Here is a 22,447-nt window from a genome sequence, read left to right on the forward strand (position 1 = left end):
GCGGGGGTAGGGAAACTTTGCGCCCGCATGAGTGAAGGGGGCACGCCCACGCCTATTTCTTCTTGCGGTCGATCAGCCAGGGCTTGACCAGCCCGGTCGGCCTGGCCGGGCCATCGAGCCGCCGGGCGTTGACCACCGGAACCGATTTGAGCAGCATCTGCCCGCGCATGCCGCCGCCGGTCGCCCGGGCGAGGATGCGCTTGACCGTGTCCATGCCGCCGACGACCCGGCCGAACGCGGCATAACCGGGGAAATCACCCTTTGCGTCGAAACTGGGCAATGCGCCGACGGTGATGAAGAAATTGCCGCCGGCCGAACCGGGTTCGGTGCGCCGCGCCATCGATATGGTGCCGTCGAGGTGCTTGATCCCGGTTTGGTCGGTGCGCTCATGCTTGAACGGCGGCAGGATGCGGCGCGCATCGGTGCGGATGCCGCCCTGGATAAAGCCATATTGCTGCGCGTTGCGGCTGCGCGCCGAACGATAGATCACCGCGCCGTCGAAGCGCCCGTCATCGACATAAGCGAGGAAATTGGCACTGGTCACCGGCGCGCGGCGCGTGTCGAGCGCGAGAATGATCGGCCCCTCGGCGGTGAGCATGCGTACGCGCACGATCCCGGCGGCGGGGCGGGGCGCCTTGTTTGCGGGCTTTGCGAAGACCGATTGAAGGGGGAGCGGGCCGGTGACGAGGAGGGCGGCAAGGGCGAGGGCGATAAAACGGATAAAGCGCATTGGGGTTAGATAGGGGAAGACGCGCGCGCGCCCAAGGGGGTGCGAATTCCCGTCGTTACGGGAGCGGTTACGGGAAGTCGCTTTTTCGAACGGGCCACGGGAATTTACGGGAGTTTCTACGGGAAAATTGGCGGCGCCGCAGGGGAGTTTTGCGGCGTGCTTACGGGAATATCGGGAAAATCCGGGGGTGGAGATCATGGTCTGCTCAATTTGGCGTTTCCTTGTTCCGGTCTGCGCGATTGAACCGATCCGTCGAATGGACCGTTCGCCCGTGACGTGCAGAGCGAGCGCTTAGAGAGCGGGGATGCCAACATCCGGGAGCGATGTTAATCGATGCGTTTGGGGGCAATGCGGGAGGATTGGTGAGATATGGGACACCATAATGTTGCATACCCCAGCGCCGGATGGTTGCAATAAACCTGTTATATATCAATTGCTAAGACATATCGAATGTGATCTGCCTGTGAGTATCGTCGATGTCCGAATCGAACGCGATAAAATGTGCTGTCCGGAATTTTCATCTTGTGCCAGCGCGGAAGTCGGCATCGCGCCGTGGATTGGCCATGGTCGAGCGCGCGCGTTGCTTGACGCTGTCACGTAGTTTGTAATTTTGGAGCATCGGCATGGGGAAATACCGCATGCACAGGATAAGCCGTTCTACCGCAGCGTAGCTGTAATTGTTATGTCGGGCGCAACTTCTTTTTTTTTCGACTATTTGTCTGATCGAGGGATCATTGTCGTTTTGAGGTTGGAAGCTGATTGCATTATCTTCGCCGCTGTCATGCTCTGGGTTCTGATTGCGACTGTAATGACTAAAAGAAAGGTTGGCGATAGATCTCTCTCGGCGAGTTGGCGTCGTTGACAAAGCTTGACCTGAGACCCGCAGGTTGATTCAATGCTCTTTTTGGCGGCGGCGTTGGGTGCGCGGATCGGTGTATCGGACGAATAGTGGGGGCTGATCGGGCGCTTGCCGCTGCTATGCCTAAGAATGAGAAAAGTGGACTGTCACCGTAACTTATTTTAGCTCTACGCCAGCTTATCTCACGAATGACAGATCCGATCGCAGCGATCGAGAGGAGCGTCGGAGGAGGTTGGTGGCCGCTGAAACGAAGAGAGTTAAGGACAATGCCTACTGTGGCAATATTCGGTGGGGAACCATGAAGAGTAGTACCTTGAAAGCGCTGCCGCTTGGGGCCTTACCAGTACTTATCGACCTTGCTAACGACGGCAGACGTCGCGTTACAGCTAGAAATGTCTCTAGGGGCACGCTTACTAGGGGATTTTATGTAGCCACAGCCATTGGAATTATGATAGATCTCGCCGGAGCTACTAATAATATTGCACAATGCGGGCAAGGGCCCCTGGATTAACTGTTGACTGCCACGAGCTAAAGGGTAAGCTCCATGATTGGGAAAAGTATTTTTTCAGATATTTCAACTATAATACTTATTTTTACCATTGTTGCTGCTATTTTTATATATAAATACGGCGATCTTAAAACCAACACTCCGGCAATTAGCTCTCTCTTAATTGCAGCGATGGTTGTTTGCGTCCCGTTTTTGGGATGCCGTATTGCTCTCTGGGGTTGGCGCAAGATTCGTAAAACAGAATAGTGTGCTATTAGATAGCGAGGAAGATCGAGTTACCGCGGTGTCAATTTTGAAGTGCAACACCCCCGTTTTCGGTGGCCAGCCGATGCCGCCGAACGGCGCGCCGGAGCTCGCGCCGTTGGTCGGTTTGTTCCTGTTGACGATGCCGGCGCGGGCATTGGCCCAGAAGCGGTCGTAAAGCGCCGGGGGTGACGGTGACGTGGCGTAGCTGAATTAGCATGGGGTGAAGAAGGAGAGGCGTCAGCTTTGCCCACGGAATACTGCCAGGATATCGGCCTCACACGCCGTTCTTATTCGTCAAAAAAGCAACACGTCGTCAGCACAAGGAACAGCAGCCCGAACGCCTCGGAAGGCAGCGCTTCGATATCCCCATCAAGCGCCGCCAGCACCCGGTCGCGGTCGACAAGTTCCGGATCCAGCACGGGCGACCTCGCCAACATTGTCAGCAGATACTCACGGTTCTCGGCGATCCCCCGCACCGCAACCTCGCGGAAACTCTCCTTCACATAATCCTGCTCGAACACCGGATCGCCCAGCCGGGCGGTCAGGGTCCGGCGCAGCAGCATGCGATCGCGGCGATACTCCCAAGGGAGGCTGGCGACGAAGCGCGCCAGTATCGGGTTGATATAGGGATAGATCGGCCAGATTCCCTGGCGCAGCAGGCGTTGCGAGCGGCCGGCGGCGGAGAGCCAGCTGGTGTCGGCCACCACGCCCTGCGATCCCGGCGCGCCGCCTTTACGGGCCAGTGCGCGGCCGCGTGCGGTGAGATACGGGTGATCCTCCAGCGCGCGGTCGTCGGTGTCGGTGGTTTCGTCGCTATAGACGGCATAGAGTTCATCGCCGCCAAAGCCGCTGGTCAGCGTGTCCACCCCGGCACGGGCAAGCAGGTCGAAAAACGCCTCGAAAATCTCCGGATAGCTTTCGTCCTGCGGCCAGACGCCGAAGCGGTCGCGACGTGCGCTGCGCGGGCCAAACGGGAGGAAGCGGCCCGCTGGCAACACGACATCCTCGAACCCGCCATGTCGGCACAGACGTTCGCGCCGGCCGTGTTGCGCCGCGCCCATCGCGCCGCTGAATTCGGCACCGTAACTGAGCACGCCCGGGCCAAGCACATCGGCGGCGGCAAGCGCGATCAGCGCCGAATCCATGCCGCCGCTGAGTTCGATCGCGGTGCGCTGCGGGTCGATATCGCGCGCGGCGAGCAGTGCCTTCACCGTATCGAACAACAAGGTCTCGGCCGAGGCCTGCTCGGACAGGCTTTGCGCGCCCGGCATGCCCATCGGGGGCGCCATATGCGTGTCGATCGTGTCGCCGCGCGCGGTGAGGGTCGCGCCGGCGATCGAGCGGTACAGGCCCGCGACCATGGTGCGCGGCGTATAGGACATCAGCCCTGCGATCTGCGCCATGGTCGCCGGCCAGTCGATCGGCGCACCCGTGCCCCGCAGCAGCCGGGTGCAATCCCAGTCGATCGTCAGGCGGCCGGCATGGTTACGCAGATAGACCGGGGCCGAATGAATCAGCGAGGTTTCATAGGATACGGCGCCGCGGACGCGGTCGATGGTCAGGATCGACCAGTCGAGCAAGTGCGACCGAATGCTGTTCAGCCGATCGGCAAGCGCCTGGTCATTGCCCGGGCAGACATGGTCGATGCCGTGCGGATCGCCGCGGAACCGTTCCAGGCAGGCAATGGCAATTTTCGTGTCGGTATCGATCACCAGCGCGCGCAGCAGCCGGTGTGCGAATGGGGTAACGCGCGACCCACCCAAAACAACGCTCCCGTCGATGATCTCGACGGGAGCGCGCAAGTGCGAAAAATCGATCCCGGCCGTCAGCATATGGATCGGCCGCGTTGATTGGATCAGCCGGCGCCGCGTCCGCCGAAGACCGCATCCCAAGGCTCGAACGGAGTCTTGCGCGCCACGGTGATGCCTTCTTTCGGCACACCGTTGACGATCGCCTTGTCCAGTGATTCCAATTGATTCTGCAAGGTTTTTGAGTCGACTGCTTTCATTGTCTCTCTCCTCGTTGGATGGATGAGGCTATGGTCCGGCAGGGACTTAGGCAACGAATGTTAGCTCCACTTTGGCAGCATCGCGATGAACCGGCCATGCGGCGCGGCGAACCGGCGTTGTCGACGAAAATGCCAGGCGATGCACGAATTCAGCCACGCAATAGCCGGATCCGGACAGCGTTTGCGCTACCCGTCCCGCAACCCCACCCCAATACTCGCCCGCGCCTGATCCGCTTCGCTACTCACCACCGGATAAGCGCAATAATCCGCCGCATAATAGGCGCTGGGCCGGTGATTGCCCGACCAGCCGATGCCGCCGAACGGGGCGCCGGAACTCGCGCCGTTGGTCGGTTTGTTCCAGTTGACTATGCCGGCGCGGGCATTGGCCCAGAAGCGGTCGTAGAGCGCCGGGTTCTGGCTGATCAGCGAGGCCGACAGGCCGTAGCGCGTGTTGTTCGCCTCGGCGATCGCGTCGTCGAAGGTCTTGGCGCGGATCACCTGCAGGATCGGGCCGAACAATTCGATGTCGGGGCGGTCCTTCATCTCGGTCGTGTCGATCAGGCCGGGGGTGAGGAAGGGGCGGCCCTCGATCAGGCGTTCGGGGTGGCGGATCGGGCGGCCGCCGCGCATCATCAGTTCGAGGAAACTCTCGGTCAGCATGTCGGCGGAATCATTGTCGATCACGCAGCCCATGAACGGGGCGGGGGTCGCATGCGGTTCGCCGACGATCAGCTTGCCAGTCAGCTTGTTCACTTGCTCGACCACCGCGTCATAGACGCGATCGTCGACGATCAGGCGGCGCGCGGCGGTGCAGCGCTGGCCGGCCGTGGTGAAGGCGGACTGCACGATCAGCGCCGCGGTCGAATGAAGGTCGGGCGATTCCCATACGATGATCGGGTTGTTGCCACCCATTTCCAGCGCGAGGATCTTTTCCGGCCGGTTGGCAAAGGCGCGGTTGAGCGCGATGCCGGTGCGCGCGGAACCCGTGAATAACAGGCCGTCGATATCGGGGTGCGCGGCGAGCGCTTTTCCTTCCTCCGGCCCGCCGATCACGACGCGGATGCATCCTTCCGGAACGCCCGCGGCGTGGAAGCAATCGACCAGGAAGGCGCCGCTCGCCGGGGTCTTTTCCGACGGCTTGAACACCACCGCGTTGCCGGCGAGCAGCGCGGGCACGATATGCCCGTTGGGCAAATGCGCGGGGAAATTATACGGGCCGAGCACCGCGAGCACGCCGTGCGGTTTATGGCGCACTGCCATGCGGCTGCCCATCGGCGCATCGATACGGCGCTGCGCGGTGCGTTCGGCATAGGCGCTGATCGAGATATTGACCTTGGCGATGACCGATTCGACCTCGTTGCGCGCTTCCCAGAGCGGCTTGCCGGTCTCACGCGCGATCAGGTCGCCAAAGGCGTCGGCCCTGGCGCGCACGACATTGCCGAAGCGGCGTAGTGCCTCGATCCGGTAGGCGAGCGGCCGTGCGGCCCAGGCAGCCCAGCTGGCGCGGGCCAGCGCGACTTCGGCATCGACATCGCCGATTTCCCGCCGCCACAGGATCGCGCCGGTCGCCGGTTCGGTGGAGATGATTTCGGTGCCCGCCATTATGGGTGCTTTGCCTTAGTTTTTCGGGGGAATCCACTGGGGTGAATGTCCCTCTCCCGATGGGGGAGGGAAGGAGGAGCGAAGCGACGGGAGGGTGAGGGTGTTCTGGGCTTCCGGTCTCGGGTCGCCCTCACCCTCCCACTGCTGCGCAGCGGGCCCCTCCCTCTCCCGATGGGAGAGGGGTTATTCCAGTGCTTCGCCCATGTCCCGGATCGCTACAATTTTGGCTTCGAGCGGTGCCCAATCGTCGCGCTGGTCGATCGCGCTCCAGATCGCCTCGACCTCATCGATCAGCATCGAACAGGGCTGTCCTTGCCAATAAGGATGTGACCGGTCCGATCTTGGTTCGTAACCCGCCAGGATCGCGCGCGCGTCGTCGAACGCCGGACCATAACTCTCCGGCACTTTGCCGCCGAACGCGTCGAAGAAGAACCGGTCGATCGACGCATCCGCGCCGCGCAGGCCGCGCTCGACCGCCTGGACCACCGCGCGGTCGCTTTCCGGGTCGCGCGGGCGCAGACCGAGGCGCCACAGGATCGCGCCGGACACCGCGGGCTGATAGAGTTCGCCAAAGTCGTCGAGCACCGCGATCAGCGGTTCCGCCTCGCTCACCGCGCGGAGCGACACGGCGAGCTGCATCGCGTCCCAATGGATCGCCTCGGGCTGGCGGCCAAAGGCGTAGAGCCCGGCATGATCGAAATAGGCGGCGGTAAAGCCCGGGTCCCAGTTCGGCGCGAACCGCCACGGGCCGTAATCGAAGCTTTCCGCGGTGACGTTGATATTGTCGCTGTTAAGCACGCCGTGCACGAAGCCCGCCGCCATATAGCTCGCGGCGAGTTTCGCGGTACCGCGCACGACATGGGCGAGCAGGCGGACTGCGCCGTCTTCGCCCGGTTCCTCGTTGAAATAATGGCGCAGCACATAGGCGATCAACCGCTGCATATTCTCCGCATCACGGTGGCAAGCCAGGCGCTGAAAAGTGCCGATGCGGATATGGCCATGGCTGAGCCGGACCATCACCGCCGAGCGCGTGGGGGAGGGTTCGTCGCCGCGTTCGAGCGCTTCGCCGGTTTCGATCAGCGAGAAGGTGCGCGATGTCTCGACCCCAAGGGCCTCGAGCATTTCGGTGGCGAGAATCTCGCGCACGCCGCCTTTCAGCGTCAGACGGCCATCGCCGAAGCGGCTCCACGGCGTCTGGCCGCTGCCCTTGGTGGCAAGATCCATCAGCCGGTCGCGATCGTCGCGCAGCTGCGCGAACAGGAAACCGCGGCCGTCGCCGATGTCGGGATTGTACACGCGGAACTGATGGCCGTGATAACGCAAGGCGAGCGGCTGATCGAGGCTGCCCCGAAGCGGCTCGAACCGGCCGAAATGCGCGAGCCATTCGGCATCGTTCAGGCCGTCCAGCCCGACTTGGCGCGCCGCCCGGTCGTTGCGGAAGCGCAATCGCGTCTCCGGGAAGTCCGCCGCCATGACGGGATCGTAAAACGCCTCCCCCAGGTCGAGGATCGCGCGTTCGGGTCGATATGCTTGCGGGGATGCTGCCATGCAGCGATATGGTGGTTCCGAACCGCAGGACGCAACCATGACCGCTTATGAAAATCGATATTGGTGGTCGAATGACGGGATCAGGCTGCATTATCGCGACTACCCTGCACAAGAGGGCCCCGCGCAAGAGGGGGCGGGGCGTGAGGGCCGGCCGCCGATCCTGTGCCTGCCCGGGCTGACGCGCAACGGGCGCGATTACGCCAATCTCGCCGACCATCTGGCCGGTGAATGGCGCGTCATCACCGTCGACCTGCGCGGGCGCGGCGAGAGCGGTTATGCCAAGGATCCGATGACCTATGTCCCGCTGACGTACGTGCAGGATGTGGAGGCGTTGCTCGGCGAGCTGGGCGTCGATCGTTATGTCGCGTTCGGCACATCGCTCGGCGGGATCGTTTCGATGTTGCTCGCGGGCACCGCGCGGGCGCAAATCGCCGGTGTGCTGCTCAACGATGTCGGGCCGGAAATCGATACGGCGGGCCTGTCGCGAATCCGCAACTATGTCGGCAAGTCGCAGACCTGGCCGACCTGGATGCATGCCGCGCGCGCGGTCGCCGACGGCAATGGCGACGTCTATCCCGATTACGATATCGAGGATTGGCTGGCGATGGCCAAGCGGCTCTACCGGCTCAACAGCGCGGGGCGGATCGTACTCGATTACGACATGAAGATCGCCGAACCGTTCCGCGTGCCGGGCAATGAAGCGGGGCCGGACATGTGGCTCGCGCTGAACCAGCTGCAGGGCGTGCCGGCGCTGATCGTGCGCGGCGAACGCTCCGACGTGTTCGCGGCGAAGACCGCGACGCGCATGGCGGAGGTGCTGGCGGGTGCCGAACTGCTCACAATGCCCGGAATCGGCCATGCGCCAACGCTTGACGAGCCCGAAGTGCGGGCGGCGATCGACCGGTTGCTCGGCCGGGTGGCGATGGAACCGGCGCGAGCCTGAACGCTTGTCCTCCCGACACCTACGGGAGAATTGCATGACCGATATCACCGACGCCCATACCGCCGTCACTTCGCTGAAGGACAAGCGGATCATCATTACCGGCGGCACAACCGGGATCGGCCGCGCGATCGCCGTGCTGCTCGCATCGGAAGGCGCGCGCGTGCATATTTGCGGCCGGACGCCCGAACATCTCGATGACGCGCTGAAGCGGATCAATGAGGTCGGTGAAGGGTCGGGTACGGCGATCGACCTGGCCCAGCCCGACAATGTGACGCGTTATTTCGCCGATGCGGTGAGCTGGCTCGGCGGGCTCGATGTCGTGGTGGTCAATGCCGCCATTCCGGCAGCAGCGCTGTCGGAGACGAGCGTGCAGGATCTCCGTTACCAGATCGCGACCGACTTCACCGCCTATCTGCTCAGCGCGCATGCCGCGGTGGATCGGTTCGGCGGGGCGGGCGATATCGTCCTGATCGGATCGATGTCGGCGCATGTTCTCGGGCCGGGATCGACCATCTATGCCGGCATGAAGGCGGGCATCGCCGGGTTCGCGGAGGCATTGCGCCGCGAGCTTGGCGACAAGGATATCCGTGTCAGCCTGATCGAGCCCGGCAAGACCCAGGCCGATTTCCACTATCCCGACATCGACGCCGAGGAGCAGAAGAAGATGGTGCGCGAGGAAACCATGCTGCGCTCGGAGGATATCGCGGTCGCGGTGCATTTCGCGCTAACCCAACCGCGCCGCACCGTGGTGCAGCAGATGGTCGTGGTGCCGAAACGGAGCGAGGGCGAATGAGTTTCGCCCCTCCAATCTTTGACGGCTTGGTCTTCGATCCGCGCGACGTCGATCTGTCGCGCTCGCCGCTGGCGGGCAAGGTCGACGCCGAAACCCATGTGCTTGGCGCGTTCAACCCGGGCATGACGCGGTTGCCCAACGGTAATTTGCTACTGATGGTGCGCGTTGCGGAGGCGTTGCGCACGCCGATCCGCGGCCAGCATATCCACGCCATTCGCTGGGAGGACGAGCGCTACCTGCTCGACCAATGGCCGCTCAATTTCGTCGATACATCCGACCCGCGCAAATTCATGATGCGCGAGGCGGGGTGGAAGGTGATGGCGTTGACCTCGCTGTCCTGGCTGTTGCCGGTCGAGCTGTCGGCCGACGGCACGAAAGTCGTGGGTGTCCATTACGATCGCGCGATTGTGCCGCGCGCGCCGTACCAATGCTATGGCGTGGAGGATGCGCGGATCAGCAAGGTCGGCGACCGCTGGCTGATGACCACCTGTTCGGTCAGCCCGGAACGGCATTCGACCACGCTCTATACCTCGGACAACGCGCTCGACTGGCAACTCGAGGGCATCGTGCTTGATCATCAGAACAAGGACATGCTGATTTTCGAAGGCCTGGTCGGCGGCAAATACTGGGCGCAGACACGGCCGCTTGGCGATCTTTATTTCGCTTACCCGCCGGGTAGCGAATGGCGTGCGGGGCCGTCGATCAATCTCGCCACCTCACCTGATGCGCTACACTGGAAACCGCACGACAAACCCGGCATCCGCCCGCACGCGGCGACCCTGGCGACGGCGCGGATGGGCGGCGGGGCGCCGCCGGTTCTGACCGACAAGGGCTGGCTCAGCCTGTGGCACGGGGTCGAGCCGCTGGGCGTGGTCGGCATTTACCGCACTTATTGGTCGCTGCTCGATCGCGACGATCCCAGCCTGGTGTTGGCCACCAGCCATGGCGCGCTGATCGAACCCAAGGCGATGCTGACCGACCCGATCAAGGATCTGATGTATCTCGACAATGTCGTGTTCACCACCGGGATCGTCGATGCCGGCGATCATTATATCGTGGCGAGCGGCGAGGCTGACCTCGCGTGCCGCATCACGCATGTGGCGAAGGATGTGTTTGCGTGAACACCGGCCGTCACCCCGGACTTGTTCCGGGGTCCACGGTGCCGCGCATGATCGATGGTTGATGATGCGCGGCACGGTGGATGCCGGAACAAGTCCGGCATGACGAAGGGGGCGGGGGCTCTTAACGAACCGCCGCCACACCATTCACTCCTCGCGCTGACCCATCAGCCCCAGCAGCAGCTGGAACAGGTTGATCAGGTTCAGGTACAGCGACAGCGCGCCCATGATCGCCAGCTTGTCGGCGCGCTCACTACCGGCATGGGCGGCATATTCGCCTTTCAAGCGCTGCGTGTCCCACGCGGTCAGGCCGGTGAACACGACCACGCCGACGATCGACACGATCGTCTGCAGCATGCTCGAGCCGATGAAGATATTGACCAGGCTGACGCCGATCACGCCAATCAGGCCGATCATCAGGAAGGTCGAGAAGCGCGACAGGTCCTGCTTGGTGGTATAGCCCCACAGGCTCATGCCCGCGAAGATCGCCGCCGCGGAAAAGAATGCCTGGGCGATGCTTGTGCTGGTGAAGACCAGGAAGATGCTCGCCATCGACACGCCCATCACCGCAGCGAAAGCGAAGAAGGCGGTACGCGCGGTGGACAGGCTCATCTGTTCGATGCGGAACGAAAAGAACATGACGAATGCGAGCGGCGCGAACATCGCCACCCATTTGAGCGGCGTGCCGAAGATCAGCGCCGAAAGCGCTGGCGTCGCTGCGATGCCCAGCGCGACCAGACCGGTCAGCGCAAGGCCGATCGCCATGTTGCGATAGATGCCGAGCATGTAGCGACGCAGGCCCTCATCAAAGGCTGCGTCGTGCCGGACGCCCGCACCATAAGCGGGGAAACGGGTTTCCATGTGTGATTTCCCTTGTCGGATCAAATTGTGTGTCGGATCAGGTTGTTGAAGGCGACCGGCCACGCGCCGCATTGCTTGCCTTGGCGATCTTGGCGGCAAGCTGACGGTGCAGGCGGTCCTTGATCGCGAGGCGCCGCTTCTTGAGCGTGGCGAGCCGCAAAGCGTCGGGCACGCGGCGCGAGACTTCGCCTGCGATCTCGCGATTAAGCGCGCGGTGAGCGGCGATGAGTCGGTCGAGCATGATATTCATAAAGCCTCCATCGAAGTGAATTCGATCGAGCATGCTGCGGTGCCGGCGGGGGGGAAGGCGGGGGAAGCCAGGCCGTTCCAGCACCGAGCATGCTCGATGCGGTCCGACATCACGAGGGCTTTTGAAAGCCCTCGCCAGAGGGGCCCGGTACCGCCCGATCAATCTATGGCATATGAAGGCGCATTCAAGGGCGTCCCCGCCTTCAGCCACATTTCGTTACAAACCGGCCGTCCGTCGCGGTCCGATCGGCGACCAGCCGAGCGTCGTTGCCGCCGCGGCGAGCAGGATCGCGGCGCCGCCGACGACCTGCAGGAAATACAGATTGTGCCCAAATGCGACGACATCGACCATGATCGCGACCAGCGGATAGATGAACGACAGCGCGCCAACCAGATGAGTCGGCAGCTTCTGGATCGCGCCATAGAGCAGGATGAAGGCAAGGCCAGTGTGGATCGCCCCGAGCGAGGCGAGCATGGCCCAGGCCGATGCGCCGCTCGGCGGTGTCGCGAGATGGCTGAGCGGGGCGAGCATCACCGTGCCGACGATCACCTGGACCAGCACGATCAGCATCGGCGGCACCCCGGTCAGCTTCTTCGCGGCAATGGCGGCGAGCGCGTAGAAAAAGGCAGATGCCAGCGCCATGCCGATGCCCAGCAGATAATCGGATCCGTTCTGCGTCAACCCCGGCCTGGCTTGCACCAGCAACAGCACGCCACCAAACGCGACCGCTAGCCAGAGCAGCTTGTTCGCGGTCAGCCGCTCCCCGAACAACAACGCGCCCAAGGCCACCAGCATGAACGGCTGCGTATTATAGACGGTGGTCGCGATCGAGATCGACGAATGCCCATAGGCGCCGAACAGCAACAGCCAGTTCAACACGATCGCGGCGCCGCCGGCCATCGCGATCAGCAATTGCCGCGGCGACAGCGCGTCGCGACGCAGCAATCCGCGCGCGGCGCAAATCGCGGTAAGCGTCACCGCGCCGAACACGCAACGCCAGAACACCACGTCGATCACCGGCTGCCCCGACATGATCACGAACCAGCCGATCGTCCCGGCGATCGTCATGGCGGCGGCCATCTCGATCGTCCCGCGCGTCTGTTCGCTCACTTACGCCTCCATCATCCGTGGCGGCCTTTTTAGCAGGCGAGATGACGTATTGATATGGGTTCTAAAAGGCGTATCCTGGAATTATCCTAAGATAATAACTGATAACCGGATTTTTGCCTAAGGATCGCTTATGCTCGATGATGCGGATCGGAAGATCGTGGAATTGCTCGCGGCCAACGCGCGCATCTCGCTCAAGGATCTCGCGCAACGCGTCGATCTGTCGTCACCCAGCGTGTCGGAGCGCTTGCGCCGGCTCGAGGATCGCGGCGTGATCAGCGCCTACACGGTCGATATCGATCCTTATGCGCTGGGTTACACGCTGCAGGCGATCGTCAGGATCAAACCATTCCCGGGCAAACTCCCCGCAACGCAGCGCCTGATCGAGAAAATCCCGGAATTCATCGAATGCTACAAGGTGACGGGCGACGATTGCTACATCGCCCACGTCTACCTCCGCTCGATCGAGCAACTCGACACGATCCTCGATCGCATCGTCGATTTCGCCGAGACCAGCACCTCGATCGTCAAGGCGACCACCGTGAAACGGCGTTTGCCGCCGCTTTGATTGATGGGGTTTTACGATCCGTTTGGCTTGCGCCACGCGGTGTCGATGTTGCACTTCAAAATTGACACCGCCAAGTCGGTGCGATCGATAAGATGATAGGGGGTGAGATGAGGGCAGCGATTAGTTTATCGTCCACAGAAGCGGACATGAATACAGAGTTTATCTTGGAAATCAGAACGGAAAAGCGCTAAGATAACAAAGATATTAGCTCGCTTGCACCGGAAACCGAAGCCTGATGTAAAAAGTCCAGCAGCCTTTTATTGTCAAATGCGCTCAGAGCATGCTGATGTTTATGAAAATAATGTGAAGAATATATCACCTCATCAACCCATTCGTCAAAGAGTGAAAAATCTACAAATCGTCTAGTATAGTTTAACGATACGTCAAAGCTGACCGGACAATATTCCACCAACGCGCGAAGACAAACAACTGATAGATTTGGCTTTGGATTAAAATCCAGTAGAGTCTTTACTCTCTCTAATAGATTATCCTTACATGGGAAAACCTGAAAATATATATCAATCGCGAGGGTGAGATCGTCAACATCGTCGCTATCTAATATTACCTTTGATAATGCGAGGCGGTCGCGTTCAACGAGCGTATCGCCGGCCTGAAAACGGTCAGAAATAATTAACGACATATTCTGGTGACCGTGCAAATTTTATCTATATTTTCTAAAATCCTACTCACTTTATCCAGTGCTTTACTAGCTGTACTTAACACGTTACCTGCAGGAATTACGGTGACACGTGTAATTACGGCCCGACGCCTTAAGACGCCGGGACGGCGGTGTGGCGAGCCACCGGCCGTCGCCGCGACCAGAACTTCCTCATACCAAATGAAAGGTTCGCTCCGCATTACGGTGGAAGATACTGGTGCGCTGATCATTAGTCAGGTTCGCACCTTCGATGAAGGCGACCGCGTCGCGTGAGTTCTCATATGGGTAGTCGATTGCCCACATGACATTCTCGATTCCAGCGGTTTTGATCACCAGGTCGAGCACATCCGGGGACTCGAAACCGCTGGTGGTCACGACAAAATTGCGGCGAAAATACTCGCTCGGCGCCAGCGACAAGGGTTTCATCCGCCCGTCCTTGGCTCGGCGTGCCGCCATATGATCGAGACGCCACATCCAGAACGGCAGCGCTTCGCCCATGTGGCCGAGGACGATGCGCAGTCGAGGGTAGCGATCCAACACGCCGCTAAGGATCATCCTCACTGCATGCGTTCCGGCCTCGACCCCAAAGCCCCAAATGGAGCCACCCATGCTATAGTCGCGAAAGGGTGCTGCCATGCCGTTCGACGGCGCGCGCGGGTGCAGATAGATCGGGCGGTCCAACGCCTGCGCCGCCTCCAGGATCGGCGAAAATCGCGGGTCGTCCAGATAGAGATTGCCGGTGTGGGAATTGACGATGAACCCGTTCAGCCCCAGCGTTTTTACCGCCCGCTCCATCTCCTTTGTGGCAGACCCGGGATCGTGCGGAGCGAAACAGGCCAGTCCGGCGAAGCGCCGGGGATGGCGCGAGATCGCAGCGGCGAGATGGTCGTTGGTGGCGATCGCCAACGCGCTTGCCGGACCGGGCTCGAACATCTGCACTCCCGGGATGGTAACCGAGAGGATCTGCACATCGACGCCCGCCTGGTCCATGTCGGCGAGGCGCTCCGCATCGAGGTCGAGCAGTTGCCGGCGAAACCGGTCCTGATTGGATCCTGGGCGCGGATTGTCGAAGATCGAGAGAATGCCTGTCGGCACATCGAGGCTCGCTCCCGGGTCCGTACGCGCGATCTCCAGCCAGGCCTTGACGAGCCCCGGTGTCGCGAACGCCTCTTCGGTGGCGATTTTGCGGATCGGCACCTTATGACTCTGGCCGCTCGCCGCACTCAGGCCTGCTACCGCAATCCCTCCGGCGGCAGCGGTCAGAAATCCTCGTCGGCTCGTGCTCATGGTTTGCCTCTGCATCCGTTCTTGCACGTCACCGCTCCCCAGATACCGGGTCTCTCGATCAAGTCGACGTTCTTCCAGCGGGTCGCGTCCATTTTGTCAGGAAAGTCCGACACGCCGCGCGCGCGATCAGCGTAGCCGCTGGGGCTATGGATCGAACACGGCGACGTGGCGGGCCACGCCCGATGATGATGAGCACTACGTCTACGCCATAGCGCTACGCTAGACGGAACGAAGTGCAAATAAATGCCAATACTGCCATCCGGGACGGTGTTTCGTCGAGCGTCTGTTTCCGATGCACGAACGCTCCGGGCCAGATGCAGTTATTGCGGTTAGCGCATCTTCGTGGAAAACATCGGACCGGATGACGACGGTCAAGGAGCATCACTGTGCGCGGACTCTTACACGTCTTGTCGTTTATTGCTGCGATCCTGTCGCTGGCTCTCGCCGGTTCGGCGGCCGCCGGGACTGCGGAATATGAGATCGCTTTCGCCAGTTTCGCGCCGCTCAACGGGGATGTTTTCATCGCCGATTCAGACGGCAGCAATGCCCGCCCGTTTCTTGCGCACCCGGAGGCCGACGCCAATCCCAGCTTTTCGCCTGATGGCAGCTGGATAATCTTCAGTTCGCGTCGCGCCGGTTCGTACGATATTTATCGCGCGCGGCTCGACGGCTCCAGGCTGGAAACGCTGGTCAGGAACCGCGCCTATGACGATCAGGCGGCGCTTTCTCCAGACGGAAAAACGTTGGCATTCGTATCGAGCCGGAGCGGAAATGCCGACATCTGGTTGCTCGACATGCGGACACGGCGGGTCCGGAATCTGACCAACGCGGCGGGGGGCGACTTCCGCCCCGCGTGGTCGCCCGACGGACAATGGATTGCCTTTTCGTCCGATCGTGCGTCGCTCATGCCGCGGCTGCCTGCCCGCGACTTCACCATCCGCCACTCCACCGAAATCCACGTCGTGCGGCCTGACGGCAGCGGCCTGCGGCGGGTGTCGGTAAACGACGCGTTCGCTGGAAGCCCGTCCTGGTCACCGGACGGCACCCGGCTCGCCTTCTACACCGCACCGGTCGCGGAGGTGGCGAAAGTCACCGGGGCCAGGCGGCTCCGGGGAACGACGCAGATCGAGACGCTGGACCTCCCCACGGGACAGCGAACCGTGCTCACGGCAGGCGAGGGCGAGAAATGGTCGCCGCGATGGGTCAGCGAACAGGTGGTAGCCTATGTGTCAGGGGGCCCAGAAGGTGGCGTCGAGCGCGCCGCCGGATCACCGGGCGCGCGCGGGGCCTTCAGCAACCCGTCCTGGTCACCCGACGGCCGGACGATGGTCTTCCACCGGGACGTCGAGAGCGCCTGGCCGCCGAACCGCGCCTGGACCTCGTTAGATTCGCGATTCAGGATAGTTCGAACTGGCATCTTCCCGTCCTATGCACCCGATGGCGACCGACGGGTGAGTAACGACCAGACGGCGGGCATCCTACACAACAGCATTTTGACGATGGCGGCAGACGGCACCGGCGCGACAATTCTGTTCGGGCAGCCCGACCGAAGCGCCCTTGGCCCCGAAGTATCGCGCGACGGCAAACGCATAGCCTTCGGCCTGGGGCAGTTTTTTCAGAACCTGAATGGTCCGGCGCGCGCGGACATCGCGACGATCAACGTCCACGGCGGCGATCTCAGGGTGTTAACGGACGGCCAGGGCAATTACGGATTTCCGAGCTGGTCGCCCGACGGCCGACAAATCGTCTTTCGTAGGGCTGGCGGCGGAGAAAACGCGCTCGAAATCATCGACACTGCCTCGGGCACGCGCCGTTTGCTGCTGAACGGTCCGGCGCATTACAATTTCCCGTCATGGTCACCCACGTCGAACAGGATCGCGTTCACTGCCGATCGCGACGGCGATTACGAAATCTGGACGATCGATGCCGACGGATCGGGATTGAAGCGGCTGACGAGCTCGCCAGGAAACGATGCTCACAACAGCTGGTCGCCTGACAGCAAGTGGATCGCCTTTGCCAGCGCGAGGGGTGGGTTCAAGGACGAAGCGCTGCTGCATCCGGCAAATCCCCAGCCTTATGGCGAGATCTACGTCATGCGGGCCGATGGAAGCGACGTGCATGCCTTGACCGACGACCCGTTTGAGAAGGGGACGCCGGCTTGGCGACCGCTCGGTCGTTCGGCATCGCGCAGACCCTGACCTTCAGGCGACATCCGGGCACGAAGTCGCCGTCACATCGGAGACTGGCAAGTCCTGTCACCGCCAGCCCGCCGTATATACTACGCTTGGTTAGCCTCTGCGGCCTGTGGATAGGGCACGGCGGCATACGGCGGTGTGGCGGAGCGGGAGGGACTCGAATTACCTATTGATCTTCGAGGTGATGTGATCTGAGCACGTCCGCTTTCAGGAATAGTCTAACTTGCCTCAATGAACGACTTTGCATGCATAGCAGTCGAAGCGCACATCGGCATTACGGTGACGTCATCACGGGGATGTCACCGTCATGCCCTGGCCGCCAATCCAGCCTGTCTACTGGCGAACCTTGCAATAGCGATCGACATCCGCCGCCGTCCATTGCTCGCGCGCGGCAAAGGAACACCGTTCCGGAGAGCGCGGCTCCGGGGGAGCGACCGTAACCTTGAAATCGACGTCGGCCGTTGAACAACTCAATTGCAGATTGTTGCGCTTCGGCATTGACGACATGCCGGTCGCGACACCGGTCCCCACCTCAAGCTTCAGTGCGCCGTCCCATGCGAAGGTGAGCTTGAAGGTGACCGGTTTATCATAGGGCACGCGCCCGAGTGTTGTCTTTTCGCCATCGACGGTCAGGGAGACCAGGAAAAAATCGGGGTCCTCCGGATACCATGTCGCGACGATACCGTTGCAATGGCATTCCGAAGCGTCGAGACCGAGGTCGGTAAACGCGACCTTCGCCGTCGGACGCCATTTGCTAAGCCCATTCGCCTTGCGGATCATCATCTCGCCAGTGAACTGCGTCGCGGTCTCGGGCACGCCGATATCGTGGTGGGCGAAGGTCCCCTGCGGCGCGCGGCATTGCCACGACTGCGCATTCGCCGACGAGCAAGAGCTGGAAAGCAGCGCGCACAAAGCGATCAATGGACCGGTTCGCCAAAGCCGCCGCCGGGCGCAACCTGTCGTCAAAGCTGCACTTCCGCTCATTTTGGTTCCTTCCGACGGTATCCGGTCGCGCTACCAGCCTTGAGTAAAGCTCTCGTGAAGGCCCTTCGCGCGGTGCTCTACGACTGAGCCTCGCTGAACACCGCGACCCCGGGCTAACACCGCCTAGCCATCACCCTTTCACTCCGGTGCATTAAGCAGATCCTGCAGACACGCCGTACATCCACATCCCTGTCGCGCCGCAGTCGCCACCGCGCGTCTCTCGGCGTTAATCTTGTCGAGCCGGCGCCCGGCGGCCTCCATCTCTTCGGCCCAATCGTGGTCCGGCTCGTCATCGCCATTCGGCGCAGACCCGATCCTGCCCCAGCCGCGATTGAGCAGCAGCGCTGCGGCGGCCATCCGGGTCGTCTCGCGCGCGGTATTGCTGGCCGCGATTGCGGCGATCGCGTCGAGTGCGACCCGGGTATGCGCGCGCGCCAGATCGGTCAGCGACTGGTTGTCGGCGATGCGCGGTGCGCTGTCGTACAGGGAACTCATGCGTCATCTCCATCAGTCACTGGCCCATCCGCCACTGGCCGGACGATCGATACGCCGCCGCTCAGGCCGGAGAGAATCTCGTCGTCATAGGACCCGATCTGCACATACTCGCCCTTCGTGCTGGAATAGCGCGCGCCGACACCGTCGCGTTCGAGCGTTTCGTACAGCGCGACCTGCTCCTGCTTCTGCGCCGCCTCGGCGTGCTGCACGATCGCGGTAAATTGCCGCTGTGCCATCCGGTTGCCGCCGATCGCCGCTTCGGTCAGCGCGCGGAACACCGCGCGATGCGCCGGCATCTCGATCTCACGGTCACCATCCTTCACCACGACCGGGCGATAGGCCTCCTCCAGAATCACCGCGCGTGTCGGCTGGTCCGACCCGGGTAAGCGGTCGCCTTTGCGGCCGGTCGCGCCGCGAAAGCGCGGACGCCCTGCCGGATTGCCCGACTGCCCCTTTACGAACGGCTTTCCCCAGTGTCGTTTTGGCACAGCGCCAGCGTTCTCTGGACCGCCATTCTCTGGACCATCGCAATTGGTCGCCTGTTCATCGTCTGATTCAAGATCTCGTTTGGTCATGTCACCACTCCGGCCATGGTTGTTCCCATCGCCCCTCGAACAGATTTTTCGGCCGGTTTGAATCGGGCCGCTGCTGTTCCGCTCAAAGTCTCTGCTGTTATTGCCGCTGTTATGCGTGCTGTTCCGTGCTGTTATTCGATAACAGCTTGGCTTTGGCTCAAGCTGTTGAAAACAAGAAGTAATTCTTGCAGCGAGATCCAACTTAACAGCGGCGGAAAAGTAACGGCCGATAAACGGCACATAACAGCATGGCGGACCCCTTGCTCGGGCGAGAGCAGGGAAGGGCGGAAGCACATGACGCGGCCGGATTTCCGCGCTAGTTCGCGGCGCATGCCGGCGCCTGTCAACATCCTCCACCTCCATTCGACCTTCAATTTGGGCGGCAAGGAGGCGCGTGCCGTCCGCTTGATGAATGTGCTTGGCGACCGTGCGCGGCACACCATCGTCTCGGGCATGCCCGATCAGCTCGGTGCGCGCGACGCGATCGCGCGCGGCATAAACTATGAGATCGCACAGAACCCGCCGCCGCTCACCGGACGGCCCTCGGTCGCGCGGTTCGAGGCGATCGCGCGCTATATGCGGCGCTTCGATCTGGTGCTGACCTATAATTGGGGCGCGATCGACGGGGTGATGGCGCGGCGCGTCTTCTCGAAAGGCCTGCCGCCGCTGGTCCATCATGAGGACGGCTTCAATTCCGACGAGGCGAAGGGGCTGAAGCGCGAGCGCAACCTGTATCGCCGCATCGCGCTGCCCGCCGCCTATGCGCTGGTCGTGCCGTCCGAAACATTGCACCGCATCGCGCTCGATGTCTGGAAACAGCCGCAGCAGCGCGTCAACCGTATCGTCAACGGCATCGCCACCGCCGCCTATGCCGGCAAACCTGAGCCCAGGGCGATCCCGGGGCTCAAGCGCAAGCCCGGCGAAGTGATCGTCGGCACGCTCGCGGGGTTGCGCGAAGTGAAGGACTTGCCGGCGCTGGTGCGCGCGGTCGGCGGCTGTTCGTCGCGCATCCGGCTGGTGATCGTCGGCGAAGGGCCGGAACGAGCGACCATTCTAGAGGCGGCGGATCAGATGGGCCTGTCCGGGCAGCTGGTCATGCCCGGCTTCCTGCGCGAACCGCACCGCTATATCGGCTTGTTCGACATCCTCGCTTTGTCGTCGCGCAGCGAACAATTCCCGATCGCGGTGATCGAGGGGATGGCGGCGGGCCTGCCGATCGCAGCGCCGCAGGTCGGCGACATTCACTCAATGGTTTCGACCGAAAATGAACCCTATATCGTCGATTACACCAGCGAGGTCCGCTTGCGCGATTCGATCGAAGCGCTGGCGCGCGATGCCGGGCTGCGCGCGACGATCGGCGCGGCAAATCGCGCAAAGGCGGCCGCGGAGTATGACGAAAGCGTGATGATCTGGCGTTATGTCGGCCTTTATGAGGCCGCAATGGGTCGTCCGGGCGCACTCGCCCCGATCCCTGACTGAGTCGCAATTTTGCTCGCTAACGAGCATCCATTCCGTATATCGCGCGTATGTTAACTTGGAGGTTGTCGTGTTCAAAGGTCTGAAGCCCATCATCTATAACGGCCAGGAGGTCTGGCCGATCGTGGAAGGTGGCAAGGGCGTTGCCGCGACCAACCATGCGTCGGCCGGCGCCTGGGCCGCGGCGGGCGGTATCGGCACGGTTTCGGCGGTCAATGCCGATAGCTACGACCCCGACGGCAAGATCATTCCGCAGATATACACCGCGCTGACCCGGCGCGAGCGCCACGAGGAATTGATCGAATTCGCGATCGAGGGCGCGGTGCAGCAGGTCAAGCGCGCGTACGACATCGCTGGCGGCAAGGGTGCGATCAACATCAATGTGTTGTGGGAAATGGGCGGGGCGCAGCGTATTCTGCACGGCGTGCTCGACCGCACGCGCGGCATGGTCGCAGGCGTCACCTGCGGCGCCGGCATGCCCTACAAGCTGAGCGAGATCGCCGCCTCGTACGAGGTCAGCTATTTGCCGATCATCAGTTCGGGCCGTGCCTTCCGCGCGCTGTGGAAGCGGGCTTATTCCAAGGCATCGGAATGGCTTGCGGCAGTTGTCTATGAGGATCCATGGCTCGCTGGCGGCCATAATGGCCTGTCCAATGCCGAGGATCCGCTTAAGCCACAGGATCCCTATCCGCGCGTGAAAGAATTGCGCGACGTGATGCGCGAAGGCGGGATTTCCTACGAGGTGCCGATCGTCATGGCCGGCGGCGTCTGGTTCCTGCGCGACTGGTCCAACTGGATCGACAATCCCGAACTGGGCAGCATCGCGTTTCAGTTCGGCACGCGGCCGCTGCTGACGCAGGAAAGCCCGATTCCCGAAGGCTGGAAAGCCAAGCTGATGGATATCGAGGAAGGCGAAGTCCTGCTTCACCGTTTTTCGCCGACCGGCTTTTATTCGAGCGCGGTGAAGAACCCGTTCCTGCGCTCGCTCGAGGCGCGATCGGAGCGTCAGATCGCCTTTTCCACGCAAGAGGCGGGCGATCACACGTTCCAGCTCGATGTCGGCGTGAAGGGCAAGAATTTCTGGGTGACGCGCAACGACCTGCTGCGCGCGCGCCAATGGTTTGGCGAAGGCTTCACCGATGCGCTGAAGACCCCGGACAACACGTTGGTGTTCGTGTCGCCGGAGGAAAAGGGCGTAATCCGCAAGGATCAGGCCGATTGCATGGGCTGTCTCAGCCAGTGCGCCTTCTCGTCCTGGTCGGATACCGAGACCAACTCGACCGGCCGCCTCGCCGATCCGCGTTCCTTCTGCATCCAGAAAACGCTGCAGGATATCGCGCATGGCGGACCGATCGAGCAGAATCTGATGTTCGCGGGGCATGGCGCGTATAATTTCAAGAAAGACCCGTTCTATTCGAACGGGTTCGTGCCGACCGTGAAGCAACTCGTCGACCGCATTCTGACCGGCGACTGAGCGCGGTCGATCGCGCGGATAACGGCTATTTTGGCACGACGAGTGCCAAAATAGTGGCGGTTGGGAATGGCGCGGCCAAAGGGACGGTTTCCGGTTCGGTTCGGCATGAGTTGTTTGTGGTCTCATCATCAGGGCAAACAGGGCTCCACACCCTAATCCGTC

Annotated in this window: 21 protein-coding genes; 8 read left to right on the top strand and 13 right to left on the bottom strand. The window is 62.0% G+C overall.

Going from position 1 to position 22,447, the window contains the following annotated elements; genetic code table 11:
- Nucleotides 1–52 precede the first annotated feature (52 nt).
- A complete protein-coding gene (locus tag G4G27_RS05280; protein ID WP_183112374.1) occupies nucleotides 53–730 on the bottom strand; it encodes a peptidylprolyl isomerase in 678 nt (225 codons plus the stop codon).
- Between the two features lie 1,403 nt (nucleotides 731–2,133).
- Here G4G27_RS05280 and G4G27_RS05285 point away from each other — a divergent pair.
- The gene (locus tag G4G27_RS05285; protein WP_183112375.1) at nucleotides 2,134–2,343 is read left to right on the top strand and encodes a hypothetical protein; all 210 of its coding nucleotides are present in this window, start codon (nucleotides 2,134–2,136) and stop codon (nucleotides 2,341–2,343) included.
- A gap of 287 nt (nucleotides 2,344–2,630) precedes the next feature.
- On the opposite strand, the gene G4G27_RS05290 is transcribed toward G4G27_RS05285, so the two are convergent.
- The 4 genes from G4G27_RS05290 to G4G27_RS05305 all read right to left on the bottom strand — a co-directional run bounded on the left by G4G27_RS05290 (nucleotide 2,631) and on the right by G4G27_RS05305 (nucleotide 7,501).
- Nucleotides 2,631–4,106, bottom strand: a complete 1,476-nt coding sequence (locus G4G27_RS05290) for an asparagine synthase (protein WP_183112376.1) — start codon at nucleotides 4,104–4,106, stop codon at nucleotides 2,631–2,633.
- Nucleotides 4,107–4,198: 92 nt separating this feature from the next.
- Complete coding sequence (locus tag G4G27_RS05295) at nucleotides 4,199–4,351, bottom strand: hypothetical protein (RefSeq protein WP_183112377.1); 153 nt, start codon at nucleotides 4,349–4,351, stop codon at nucleotides 4,199–4,201.
- 186 nt (nucleotides 4,352–4,537) lie between these two features.
- On the bottom strand, nucleotides 4,538–5,953 hold the full coding sequence (gene astD, locus G4G27_RS05300) for a succinylglutamate-semialdehyde dehydrogenase (protein WP_183112378.1): 1,416 nt from the start codon (nucleotides 5,951–5,953) through the stop codon (nucleotides 4,538–4,540).
- Nucleotides 5,954–6,136: 183 nt separating this feature from the next.
- On the bottom strand, nucleotides 6,137–7,501 hold the full coding sequence (locus G4G27_RS05305) for a protein adenylyltransferase SelO family protein (protein ID WP_183112379.1): 1,365 nt from the start codon (nucleotides 7,499–7,501) through the stop codon (nucleotides 6,137–6,139).
- Between the two features lie 37 nt (nucleotides 7,502–7,538).
- Between G4G27_RS05305 and G4G27_RS05310 the strand changes: the two genes are divergently transcribed.
- From G4G27_RS05310 to G4G27_RS05320, 3 genes are read left to right on the top strand one after another with little or no spacing between them, the layout of a single operon-like run.
- Nucleotides 7,539–8,444 (top strand): alpha/beta hydrolase, encoded by a 906-nt coding sequence (locus G4G27_RS05310; protein WP_183112380.1) that lies wholly within the window; start codon nucleotides 7,539–7,541, stop codon nucleotides 8,442–8,444.
- 34 nt (nucleotides 8,445–8,478) lie between these two features.
- Entirely contained in the window at nucleotides 8,479–9,237 is a 759-nt protein-coding gene (locus tag G4G27_RS05315) for an SDR family oxidoreductase (protein WP_183112381.1), read from the top strand.
- Nucleotides 9,234–10,358 carry a glycosidase gene (locus tag G4G27_RS05320; RefSeq protein WP_183112382.1) on the top strand — a complete coding sequence of 375 codons (1,125 nt, stop codon included), beginning with the start codon at nucleotides 9,234–9,236 and terminating at the stop codon, nucleotides 10,356–10,358. Before G4G27_RS05315 ends, G4G27_RS05320 begins: the two co-directional genes overlap by 4 nt.
- A 144-nt stretch (nucleotides 10,359–10,502) precedes the next feature.
- Here the strand turns inward: G4G27_RS05320 and G4G27_RS05325 are convergent, their stop codons facing one another.
- From G4G27_RS05325 to G4G27_RS05335, 3 genes are all read right to left on the bottom strand, one after another.
- Entirely contained in the window at nucleotides 10,503–11,216 is a 714-nt protein-coding gene (locus G4G27_RS05325) for a Bax inhibitor-1/YccA family protein (RefSeq protein WP_183112383.1), read from the bottom strand.
- 37 nt (nucleotides 11,217–11,253) lie between these two features.
- The gene (locus tag G4G27_RS05330) at nucleotides 11,254–11,466 is read right to left on the bottom strand and encodes a YdcH family protein (protein WP_183112384.1); all 213 of its coding nucleotides are present in this window, start codon (nucleotides 11,464–11,466) and stop codon (nucleotides 11,254–11,256) included.
- 216 nt (nucleotides 11,467–11,682) lie between these two features.
- Complete coding sequence (locus tag G4G27_RS05335) at nucleotides 11,683–12,576, bottom strand: DMT family transporter (RefSeq protein ID WP_183112385.1); 894 nt, start codon at nucleotides 12,574–12,576, stop codon at nucleotides 11,683–11,685.
- Nucleotides 12,577–12,706: 130 nt separating this feature from the next.
- On the opposite strand from G4G27_RS05335, the gene G4G27_RS05340 reads away from it, so the two are divergent.
- A complete protein-coding gene (locus G4G27_RS05340; RefSeq protein ID WP_183112386.1) occupies nucleotides 12,707–13,141 on the top strand; it encodes an Lrp/AsnC family transcriptional regulator in 435 nt (144 codons plus the stop codon).
- Nucleotides 13,142–13,328: 187 nt separating this feature from the next.
- Here G4G27_RS05340 and G4G27_RS05345 read toward each other — a convergent pair whose 3' ends face one another.
- Complete coding sequence (locus tag G4G27_RS05345; RefSeq protein ID WP_183112387.1) at nucleotides 13,329–13,781, bottom strand: hypothetical protein; 453 nt, start codon at nucleotides 13,779–13,781, stop codon at nucleotides 13,329–13,331.
- A 189-nt stretch (nucleotides 13,782–13,970) separates the two neighbouring features.
- Nucleotides 13,971–15,113 carry an amidohydrolase family protein gene (locus G4G27_RS05350; protein WP_183112388.1) on the bottom strand — a complete coding sequence of 381 codons (1,143 nt, stop codon included), beginning with the start codon at nucleotides 15,111–15,113 and terminating at the stop codon, nucleotides 13,971–13,973.
- 758 nt (nucleotides 15,114–15,871) lie between these two features.
- On the opposite strand from G4G27_RS05350, the gene G4G27_RS05355 reads away from it, so the two are divergent.
- Nucleotides 15,872–17,284 (top strand): hypothetical protein, encoded by a 1,413-nt coding sequence (locus G4G27_RS05355; RefSeq protein WP_244624564.1) that lies wholly within the window; start codon nucleotides 15,872–15,874, stop codon nucleotides 17,282–17,284.
- 330 nt (nucleotides 17,285–17,614) lie between these two features.
- On the opposite strand, the gene G4G27_RS05360 is transcribed toward G4G27_RS05355, so the two are convergent.
- The 3 genes from G4G27_RS05360 to G4G27_RS05370 all read right to left on the bottom strand — a co-directional run bounded on the left by G4G27_RS05360 (nucleotide 17,615) and on the right by G4G27_RS05370 (nucleotide 19,335).
- Entirely contained in the window at nucleotides 17,615–18,097 is a 483-nt protein-coding gene (locus G4G27_RS05360) for a hypothetical protein (protein WP_183112390.1), read from the bottom strand.
- Between the two features lie 306 nt (nucleotides 18,098–18,403).
- Complete coding sequence (locus tag G4G27_RS05365; protein ID WP_183112391.1) at nucleotides 18,404–18,760, bottom strand: hypothetical protein; 357 nt, start codon at nucleotides 18,758–18,760, stop codon at nucleotides 18,404–18,406.
- The gene (locus G4G27_RS05370) at nucleotides 18,757–19,335 is read right to left on the bottom strand and encodes a DUF5681 domain-containing protein (RefSeq protein WP_183112392.1); all 579 of its coding nucleotides are present in this window, start codon (nucleotides 19,333–19,335) and stop codon (nucleotides 18,757–18,759) included. The genes G4G27_RS05365 and G4G27_RS05370 overlap by 4 nt, the downstream gene beginning before the upstream one ends.
- Before the next feature lie 330 nt (nucleotides 19,336–19,665).
- Between G4G27_RS05370 and G4G27_RS05375 the strand changes: the two genes are divergently transcribed.
- A complete protein-coding gene (locus tag G4G27_RS05375) occupies nucleotides 19,666–20,814 on the top strand; it encodes a glycosyltransferase family 4 protein (RefSeq protein ID WP_183112393.1) in 1,149 nt (382 codons plus the stop codon).
- 67 nt (nucleotides 20,815–20,881) lie between these two features.
- Nucleotides 20,882–22,285, top strand: a complete 1,404-nt coding sequence (locus tag G4G27_RS05380; protein ID WP_183112394.1) for a nitronate monooxygenase — start codon at nucleotides 20,882–20,884, stop codon at nucleotides 22,283–22,285.
- Nucleotides 22,286–22,447 lie beyond the last annotated feature (162 nt).

It is taken from the genome of Sphingomonas sp. So64.6b, assembly GCF_014171475.1.
GTDB classification, from domain to species: Bacteria; Pseudomonadota; Alphaproteobacteria; order Sphingomonadales; family Sphingomonadaceae; genus Sphingomonas; species Sphingomonas alpina_A.

Bases quoted from the DNA above. Each gene is read 5' to 3' on its own strand.
- G4G27_RS05375 (WP_183112393.1), top strand. From the start codon at position 19,666: ATGCCGGCGCCTGTCAACATCCTCCACCTCCATTCGACCTTCAATTTG.
- G4G27_RS05320 (WP_183112382.1), top strand. From the start codon at position 9,234: ATGAGTTTCGCCCCTCCAATCTTTGACGGCTTGGTCTTCGATCCGCGC.
- G4G27_RS05295 (WP_183112377.1), bottom strand. From the start codon at position 4,351: ATGAAAGCAGTCGACTCAAAAACCTTGCAGAATCAATTGGAATCACTG.
- G4G27_RS05325 (WP_183112383.1), bottom strand. From the start codon at position 11,216: ATGGAAACCCGTTTCCCCGCTTATGGTGCGGGCGTCCGGCACGACGCA.
- G4G27_RS05330 (WP_183112384.1), bottom strand. From the start codon at position 11,466: ATGAATATCATGCTCGACCGACTCATCGCCGCTCACCGCGCGCTTAAT.
- astD (WP_183112378.1), bottom strand. From the start codon at position 5,953: ATGGCGGGCACCGAAATCATCTCCACCGAACCGGCGACCGGCGCGATC.
- G4G27_RS05305 (WP_183112379.1), bottom strand. From the start codon at position 7,501: ATGGCAGCATCCCCGCAAGCATATCGACCCGAACGCGCGATCCTCGAC.
- G4G27_RS05280 (WP_183112374.1), bottom strand. From the start codon at position 730: ATGCGCTTTATCCGTTTTATCGCCCTCGCCCTTGCCGCCCTCCTCGTC.
- G4G27_RS05310 (WP_183112380.1), top strand. From the start codon at position 7,539: ATGACCGCTTATGAAAATCGATATTGGTGGTCGAATGACGGGATCAGG.
- G4G27_RS05340 (WP_183112386.1), top strand. From the start codon at position 12,707: ATGCTCGATGATGCGGATCGGAAGATCGTGGAATTGCTCGCGGCCAAC.
- G4G27_RS05365 (WP_183112391.1), bottom strand. From the start codon at position 18,760: ATGAGTTCCCTGTACGACAGCGCACCGCGCATCGCCGACAACCAGTCG.
- G4G27_RS05315 (WP_183112381.1), top strand. From the start codon at position 8,479: ATGACCGATATCACCGACGCCCATACCGCCGTCACTTCGCTGAAGGAC.
- G4G27_RS05370 (WP_183112392.1), bottom strand. From the start codon at position 19,335: ATGACCAAACGAGATCTTGAATCAGACGATGAACAGGCGACCAATTGC.
- G4G27_RS05285 (WP_183112375.1), top strand. From the start codon at position 2,134: ATGATTGGGAAAAGTATTTTTTCAGATATTTCAACTATAATACTTATT.
- G4G27_RS05345 (WP_183112387.1), bottom strand. From the start codon at position 13,781: ATGTCGTTAATTATTTCTGACCGTTTTCAGGCCGGCGATACGCTCGTT.